Source organism: Tardiphaga sp. GW822-FHT04G09 (genome assembly GCF_058800725.1).
Genome location: NZ_JBXAMO010000017.1, coordinates 116,743 through 123,674 on the forward strand (window position 1 = coordinate 116,743; position 6,932 = coordinate 123,674).

The 6,932-nt window shown below is 63.9% G+C and carries 6 protein-coding genes; 3 read left to right on the top strand and 3 right to left on the bottom strand.

From position 1 onward, the window contains the following. Positions 1–2 precede the first annotated feature (2 nt). Positions 3–920: an SDR family NAD(P)-dependent oxidoreductase gene (locus AC1RLZ_RS23760; protein WP_371425015.1), complete on the top strand. Its 918-nt coding sequence runs from the start codon at positions 3–5 to the stop codon at positions 918–920. Positions 921–1,004: 84 nt separating this feature from the next. Continuing rightward, positions 1,005–2,180 carry a TIGR03862 family flavoprotein gene (locus tag AC1RLZ_RS23765; protein WP_493190612.1) on the top strand — a complete coding sequence of 392 codons (1,176 nt, stop codon included), beginning with the start codon at positions 1,005–1,007 and terminating at the stop codon, positions 2,178–2,180. Between the two features lie 105 nt (positions 2,181–2,285). Here the strand turns inward: AC1RLZ_RS23765 and AC1RLZ_RS23770 are convergent, their stop codons facing one another. From AC1RLZ_RS23770 to AC1RLZ_RS23780, 3 genes are all read right to left on the bottom strand, one after another. Next, positions 2,286–3,365, bottom strand: coding sequence for a D-TA family PLP-dependent enzyme (locus tag AC1RLZ_RS23770; protein ID WP_493190607.1), 1,080 nt, complete (start codon positions 3,363–3,365; stop codon positions 2,286–2,288). A 63-nt stretch (positions 3,366–3,428) separates the two neighbouring features. Then, positions 3,429–5,243 carry an ABC-F family ATP-binding cassette domain-containing protein gene (locus AC1RLZ_RS23775; RefSeq protein ID WP_493190608.1) on the bottom strand — a complete coding sequence of 605 codons (1,815 nt, stop codon included), beginning with the start codon at positions 5,241–5,243 and terminating at the stop codon, positions 3,429–3,431. Between the two features lie 9 nt (positions 5,244–5,252). Next, on the bottom strand, positions 5,253–5,729 hold the full coding sequence (locus AC1RLZ_RS23780; RefSeq protein ID WP_493190609.1) for a YaiI/YqxD family protein: 477 nt from the start codon (positions 5,727–5,729) through the stop codon (positions 5,253–5,255). A 165-nt stretch (positions 5,730–5,894) separates the two neighbouring features. On the opposite strand from AC1RLZ_RS23780, the gene AC1RLZ_RS23785 reads away from it, so the two are divergent. Then, a complete protein-coding gene (locus AC1RLZ_RS23785) occupies positions 5,895–6,695 on the top strand; it encodes a hypothetical protein (RefSeq protein ID WP_493190610.1) in 801 nt (266 codons plus the stop codon). Positions 6,696–6,932 lie beyond the last annotated feature (237 nt).

The window sequence follows — 6,932 nt, forward strand, 5'->3', positions numbered from 1 at the left end:
AGATGACCATTCGATTTGACGGCCGCGTCGCCATCGTCACCGGCGCCGGCAATGGACTGGGCCGCGCCCATGCGCTGGGCCTTGCGAAGCTCGGCGCCAAGGTCGTCGTCAATGATTTCGGCGGCGCGCGCGATGGCACCGGCGGCTCGATGACTGCAGCGGAAACCGTGGTCGAGGAAATCCGCGCAGCCGGCGGCACGGCGATGGCCGATGGCGCTGATGTCTCCAACTTCGAGCAGGTCAGCGCGATGGTGGAGAAAGCCACCAAGGATTGGGGCAGCGTCGATCTGATGTGCGCCAATGCGGGCATCCTGCGCGACAAATCCTTCGCCAAGATGGAGCTCGCCGACTTCGCCAAGGTGCTGGACGTGCATCTCACCGGCACGTTCTATTGCTGCAAGGCGGTCTGGGAAGGCATGCGCGCGCGCAATTACGGGCGCATCGTGCTCACGACCTCGTCGTCCGGCCTCTATGGCAATTTCGGTCAGGCCAATTACGGCGCGGCCAAAACAGGTATGGTCGGATTAATGAATGTGCTCGCCGAGGAAGGCCGCAAGACCGACATCCGCGTCAATATCGTTTCACCGACGGCAGCGACGCGGATGACCGAGGAGCTGCTGCCGGCGCAGGCGCTGCAGTTGATGAAGCCGGAAGCGATCACGCCTGCGGTGGAATATCTGCTGAGCGAGAATGCGCCGACCAAAACCATCATGGGCGCCGGCGCTGGCTCCTTTGCCGTCATCAAGATTCTCGAAAGCGAAGGCGTCAATTTCGCCGAAGCTGATTGGAGCCCGGACACGATTGCCGCGCATTTCGCGGAGATCAGTGATATGTCCAAGGCCCGGGCGCTGGAAGGCGCTTTCCACCAGACCCAGAAGTATGTCGAGCAGGCCGCCACCCGATTGGGCGTCAAGGCCTGATCGCCGCCTTCACCACCGCGTGTGACCGTGACTGAGCCTGTGAAGAACCAAGTTGCGGTGATCGGCGCAGGTCCAGCAGGGCTGATGGCGGCCGAGGTTCTGAGCCGTGGCGGCGCCGCCGTCACGGTCTATGACGCGATGCCGTCGGCTGGCCGCAAGTTCCTGATGGCCGGACGCGGCGGCCTCAATCTCACCCATAGCGAGCCGCTGCCTCAGTTTCTGAGGCGCTATGGCGCAGCAGAAGCGCGGCTTGCGCCGTCGGTCGCGGCTTTCACCCCAACGGCCTTGCGCGATTGGAGCGAAGCGCTGGGGCAACCGACCTTTGTCGGCTCCAGCGGACGGGTATTTCCGCAGGCGTTCAAGGCGTCACCACTGCTGCGGGCATGGCTGCGGCGGCTGGATGAGAGCGGTGTTCGGTTCGCATTCCGGCATCGCTGGACCGGATGGGACGGTGAGGAGCGTCTGACGTTTCAGGCTCCAAATGGCTCGCAGTCCATTGCCTGCAAGGGCGCTGTGCTCGCACTCGGCGGTGCAAGCTGGCCGCGGCTGGGATCTGACGGCGCGTGGGTCGATCTGCTGACCGCAAGGGGCATCAGCGTCGCACCGCTGCGTCCGGCGAATTCCGGCTTTGCGGTCGCGTGGTCGGAGATATTCAAGGACCGTTTCGAGGGCCAGCCGCTGAAGGGCATTGCGCTGTCGTTCGGTGCACACAGCGTGCGCGGCGAGGCGATGGTCACGCGTGGCGGTATCGAAGGTGGTGGCATCTATGCGCTGTCGTCCGTATTGCGTGAGGCGGTCATCGCGGATGGCAAGGCGATGGTGAAGGTCGCGCTGCGACCGGATCTTGGCATCGAGGAACTGACGATCAAGCTTGCGGCATCACGCGGCAAGCAGTCGTTCTCGAACTTCCTGCGCAAGGCAATCCACCTGTCGCCCGTGGCGATTGGGCTGCTGCAGGAAGTCGCTGTCACAGAGGGCATTCAGCTGGCGTCCTTGTCGCCGGAGAAGCTGGCCGCTTTGATCAACGCCGTGCCGGTCACGCTCAGCGGCGTCGCGCCGATCGCACGCGCGATCTCGACGGCGGGCGGCGTCTCGTTCGATGAGATCGACGATACCTTCATGCTGAAGCGTATGCCGGGGACATTCGTTGCCGGCGAGATGCTCGACTGGGAAGCGCCGACCGGCGGCTATCTGCTGCAGGCGTCGTTTGCGACAGGGGCTGCAGCGGGCGAGGGCGCGTTGAGGTGGTTGAAGCCGTAGGATGGGTAGAGCGTCTTCGCGAAACCCATCGCGTTCTTCGCATGTGCTGATGGGTTTTGCTACGGCGCTACGCGCCTGCGCTCTACCCATCCTACGATTGCGCCGTCAGCGCAGCTTCCCCCGTGCAGCGACCGGGAGCGTGCCGATGATCTCGTCACCGCGCACCATCACCACTTCATCGAACATGTTGACGACGACGCAGACATGGTTCGGCACGATGCGGACGACGTCGCCGACATTGGGACGCGTATTGCTGCGCCCGAGGTCGAGGAAGCCGTGCTCCTCGGCGAAGCGGGCGATCTTGGCTTCGGGATGTTCGAGGATCAGGCCGTAGCCATCGAGGCCACCGGTATCGGGCGTCAGCGTTTTTGATCCGGCATCGAGGATGCCGCGCTCCGGGCCGGCGCGGCTGACCACAGTCGAATAGACATTGAGCGCGCAGTCGTCCCAGGTGGCAGAGCCGGCGGCGACCTGCATGCGGTCGTTGTAGATATACGTGCCAAAGCGATGTTCGGTGGCGCCCTTGAGTGAGCCGACATTCTTCAGGTTTGGCGTGCCGCCCGTCGAGACGATCGTCGGCTCCAGACCGAGCGCGCGAACGCCGGCCAGCGCTTCGTCGAAGAACCTCTGTGCGTCGGGCCAGCCGGTTTCAGTCGGATACAGCATGAAGCCGGCAAAGGTCAGGCCCTTCGAGGCGGCGATCTCCTTGGCGAGCGCAATCGCCTCTGCCGGCGTCTCGACGCCGGCGCGCTTGCGGCCGGTGTCGCATTCGACGACGACGTTGACGTTGCGACCCGAAATCGCGGCGGCTTTCGGCAGGTCGCCGATGACGACGGAGTTATCGGCGGCCACGGTGACATTTGCCTTTGCCTGCAACGCGCCGAGTCGCGCCATCTTCTCGTCGCCGAGCAGGTTGTAGCTGATCAGGATGTCGTCGATCCCGGCATCGGCCATGATCTCGGCCTCGCCCAGCTTCTGGCAGGTGATGCCACGGGCGCCGGCCTCGATCTGCATCTTCGCGATGACAGGGCTCTTGTGCGTCTTGATATGCGGCCGGTTGGCAACGCCGGCTGCATCGCACACCGCCTGGATGCGCGCGATGTTGCGCTCCACGCGGTCCATGTCGATGACGAGAGCGGGCGTGCCGTAGTCGCGGGCAATCCTGGCGGCGAGCGTGGTGGTCATTTTGTTATTCTCCTGCGCGTGTTCTGATCGCAAAACCGGTGCCCGCTCTTGCGGAACATGCGCTCACGCGTTCTCGATCTCTTCGCGGAGCATTTCCAGCTCCAGCCATTGCTCTTCCGATTCCTGCAATTCCTTCTGCGCCTTTGAGAGCGCAGCGGTCGCGGTGTCGAACTTCTTGCGATCCTTCTTGTAGAGATTGGGATCGTCGAGATGGCGCTGTTGCTTGGCGATTTCCGAGCGCAGGTTGTCCATAGCCTTCGGCAGGGTATCCAGCGCGTGCTTGTCCTTGAAATTCAGCTTGCGCTTGGCGGCGGGCTTGGATGAGTCCGACTTGCCGTTGCTCTTGCTGCTGGCTTCAATACTCGCCGTCTTGGCTTCGCGCTTCAGATCGGCGCCGCGCTGCGCGAGCATGTCGGTGTAGCCGCCGGCATATTCCATCCACTTACCGTCGCCTTCCGGCACGATCACCGACGTGACGACGCGATCGAGGAAGTCGCGGTCATGGCTGATCAGGATCACGGTGCCCGGATAGTCGCTGAGCATTTCCTCGAGCACGTCGAGGGTTTCCAGATCGAGGTCGTTGGTCGGTTCGTCCAGCACCAGCACGTTGGACGGCTTGGCCAGCGCCCGCGCCAGCATCAGGCGCCCGCGCTCACCGCCGGACAGCACTTCGAGCGGCGTGCGCATCTGCTCCTGGCCGAACAGGAAGTCCTTCATGTAGCCGACCACATGCTTGGGCTGGCCGTTGACCATCACATGGTCGCCGCGGCCACCCGTCAGTGCTTCCGCAAGCGTGGTCTTCGGGTTGAGGCTTTCGCGATGCTGGTCGAGCGTGGCCATCTCGATATTGGCGCCGAAGCGGACGGTGCCGGAATCCGGCGGCTCGGCGCCGGTCAGCATGTTGATCATCGTGGTCTTGCCGGCGCCGTTCGGGCCGACCACGCCGATGCGGTCGCCACGCTGCACGCGGATCGAGAAGTCGTCGACGATCTTGCGGTCACCGTAAGTGCGCGAGATATTCTTGGCCTCGAAGATCAGCTTGCCGGACTTCTCGGCCTCGGCGGCGGCGAGCGACGCGTTGCCGGTAGCCCCGCGATAGTCGCGGCGCTGCGCACGCAGCTCGTGCAGGCCGGCGAGGCGCTTGACGTTGCGCTTGCGGCGGCCGGAGACGCCGTGGCGCAGCCAGTGTTCTTCATTGACGATCTTGCGGTCTAGCTTGTGCTGGTCGCGCTCTTCCTCGGCGAGCACGTCGTCGCGCCATTCCTCGAACGCGCTGAAGCCCTTGTCGATCTGGCGAATCTGGCCGCGGTCGAGCCATGCGGTCGAACGCGACAGATTGCTGAGGAAGCGGCGGTCATGGCTGATCAGCACCAGCGCGCAGCGCCGGCTGGCGAGTTCGCCTTCGAGCCATTCGATGGTGGTGAGATCGAGATGGTTGGTCGGCTCGTCGAGCAGCAGGATATCCGGCTCGGGCGCCAGCACGCGGGCGAGCGCCGTGCGGCGCGCTTCACCGCCGGAGAGAGTGTTGGGATCCTCGTGGCCGGTCAGGCCGAGCTGCTCGAGCAGATATTGCGCCTGATAGATGTTGTCGCCGTCATGCATGCCAGCTTCGACATAAGCGAGCGTCGTGGCAAAGCCGGAGAAGTCCGGCTCCTGCGGCAGATATTGAACGGTGGCGCCGGGCTGCACGAAGCGGCTGCCCTTGTCGTTGTCGACAATGCCGGCGACGATCTTCAGCAGCGTCGATTTGCCGGAGCCGTTGCGGCCGATGAGACAGACGCGCTCGCCTTGCGACACCGAGAGTTCGACGCCGTTGAGCAGCGGCGTGCCGCCGAAGGTCAGGAAGATGTCTTTGAGCTGGATAAGCGGAGGAGCCATAGAGTCAGTTCAACTTTGTTTCGGCGCGGGCGCAAAGGCCGGGTCGCGCTGGATGCGGCGGATGGTTTGATCCAAGGCCGACAGGAACGCCGAGCGATCGCGCGGCGCGAATGATTTGGGACCACCGGTGACTTCGCCCGATGACCGCAGATCGGTCATCAGGTTGCGTACCGCGAGCGTCATCCCGATGGATTGTTCTGTGAACGGCTTGCCGTTGGGCGCGATCACCGCGGCGCCCGCCTTGACGCAGCGGCTGGCCAGCGGAATGTCGGCCGTGATCACGATATCGCCCTTCTGGGCGCGTTCCGCAATCCAGTCGTCGGCGGCATCCATGCCCGATCCTGCGGCAATCCGCTCGATCAGGGGATCGGCAGGCACCCGGATGAACTGGCCGGCCACCACGCTCACCGGCAGGCCGAAGCGGGCGGCGACGCGGTAAATCTCGTCTTTGACCGGGCAGGCGTCGGCGTCGATGTAGATTCGCATGCTCAAGGGATCGAAGGTTCCGGACAAAGACAGTCATTTACGGGGTGGCGATGCGGCGCTGACGCAGGACAGTTCCTCCGTCCGTTGCCTTGCCTCGAACATGGTGACGGGTATCATCTCCCGCCAATGCGAACACTCAATTTCGCGCAGTTTTCGGGAGGAATCATGACAAAACGGCTCGAACCATACCGTGTCGAGGCCTTTAACACGGCCAAACAGTCCGAAAACAAGATGCATGACGATTCCGTCGCCCGAAAATTCGGCTTCAGCGGTGGTCTGGTGCCCGGCGTCGACGTGCTGGCCTATATGATCCACCCGCCGGTCGCGAAATGGGGTCGTGATTTCCTCGAACGCGGCCTGATCGAGGCCCGGTTCACCAAGCCGGTCTATGACGGCGAAACCGTCGAGGTGATCGCCGAGGAAGCGGGCGAGGGGCTCGCGCTGTCAGTCCAGGGCGGCGGCGAGATTCGCGCCACCGGAACCGCATCGCTGACGGCCTTCCCGGCGGTGCCGGGGCTGGAGGATTTTCCGGAAACGGCGGCTGTTTCGAAGCGGCTGCCGGTGGATGCCAATTCCTACGCGCTGGACAAATGGCTCGGGACCGCGCCGCGGGTCTGGCCCGAGGATGGACTTGCCGAATATCTGGGTGAGGTGCGCGAGGCGGATGCGATGTATCTGCGCGAGGGCATCGTGCATCCCGGCGTGCTGCAGCGGATCATGAACAAGGTGCTGGTGGACAATGCGCTGCTCGGTCCGTGGATTCACGTCGGCAGCAGAATGCAGTTACTGGCGACCGCGAACACCGACGATGAACTGATCGCACGGGCGCGGGTGACCGCCAATTACGAGAAGAAAGGGCATCGCTTCGTCGAGCTCGATGCGCTCATTGTTGCCAATGGCACGACGCCCATCGCGCACTGCCAGCATATCGCGATCACTCAGCCGCGCGAGGTCGTGGCGGCGTGATGCTGTAGAGCAGCGGCGCGCTTCCTTTTCCTTCCCCACGCACTACGCTTGGGGGAGGGAGACTTCGCGCAGCGGCGCGTCGTTTCGGATTCAACTGTCAAACAGCCACTGCTTCAGACGACACGTACTCTTCAGACATGCGACATCGCCCCTGTTGTTTGCGGCGCGGGGGCGCCGTCGTCGCTTGCATTCCCGCCCCCTGGCGAGAGGGCGTGCGGAACGCCGGGTGCCCGATGC

What these genes read in the sequence shown, in the direction of transcription:
- AC1RLZ_RS23760 (WP_371425015.1), top strand. Translation starts at nt 3, where the DNA reads ATGACCATTCGATTTGACGGCCGCGTCGCCATCGTCACCGGCGCCGGC.
- AC1RLZ_RS23765 (WP_493190612.1), top strand. Translation starts at nt 1,005, where the DNA reads ATGGCGGCCGAGGTTCTGAGCCGTGGCGGCGCCGCCGTCACGGTCTAT.
- AC1RLZ_RS23770 (WP_493190607.1), bottom strand. Translation starts at nt 3,365, where the DNA reads ATGACCACCACGCTCGCCGCCAGGATTGCCCGCGACTACGGCACGCCC.
- AC1RLZ_RS23775 (WP_493190608.1), bottom strand. Translation starts at nt 5,243, where the DNA reads ATGGCTCCTCCGCTTATCCAGCTCAAAGACATCTTCCTGACCTTCGGC.
- AC1RLZ_RS23780 (WP_493190609.1), bottom strand. Translation starts at nt 5,729, where the DNA reads ATGCGAATCTACATCGACGCCGACGCCTGCCCGGTCAAAGACGAGATT.
- AC1RLZ_RS23785 (WP_493190610.1), top strand. Translation starts at nt 5,895, where the DNA reads ATGACAAAACGGCTCGAACCATACCGTGTCGAGGCCTTTAACACGGCC.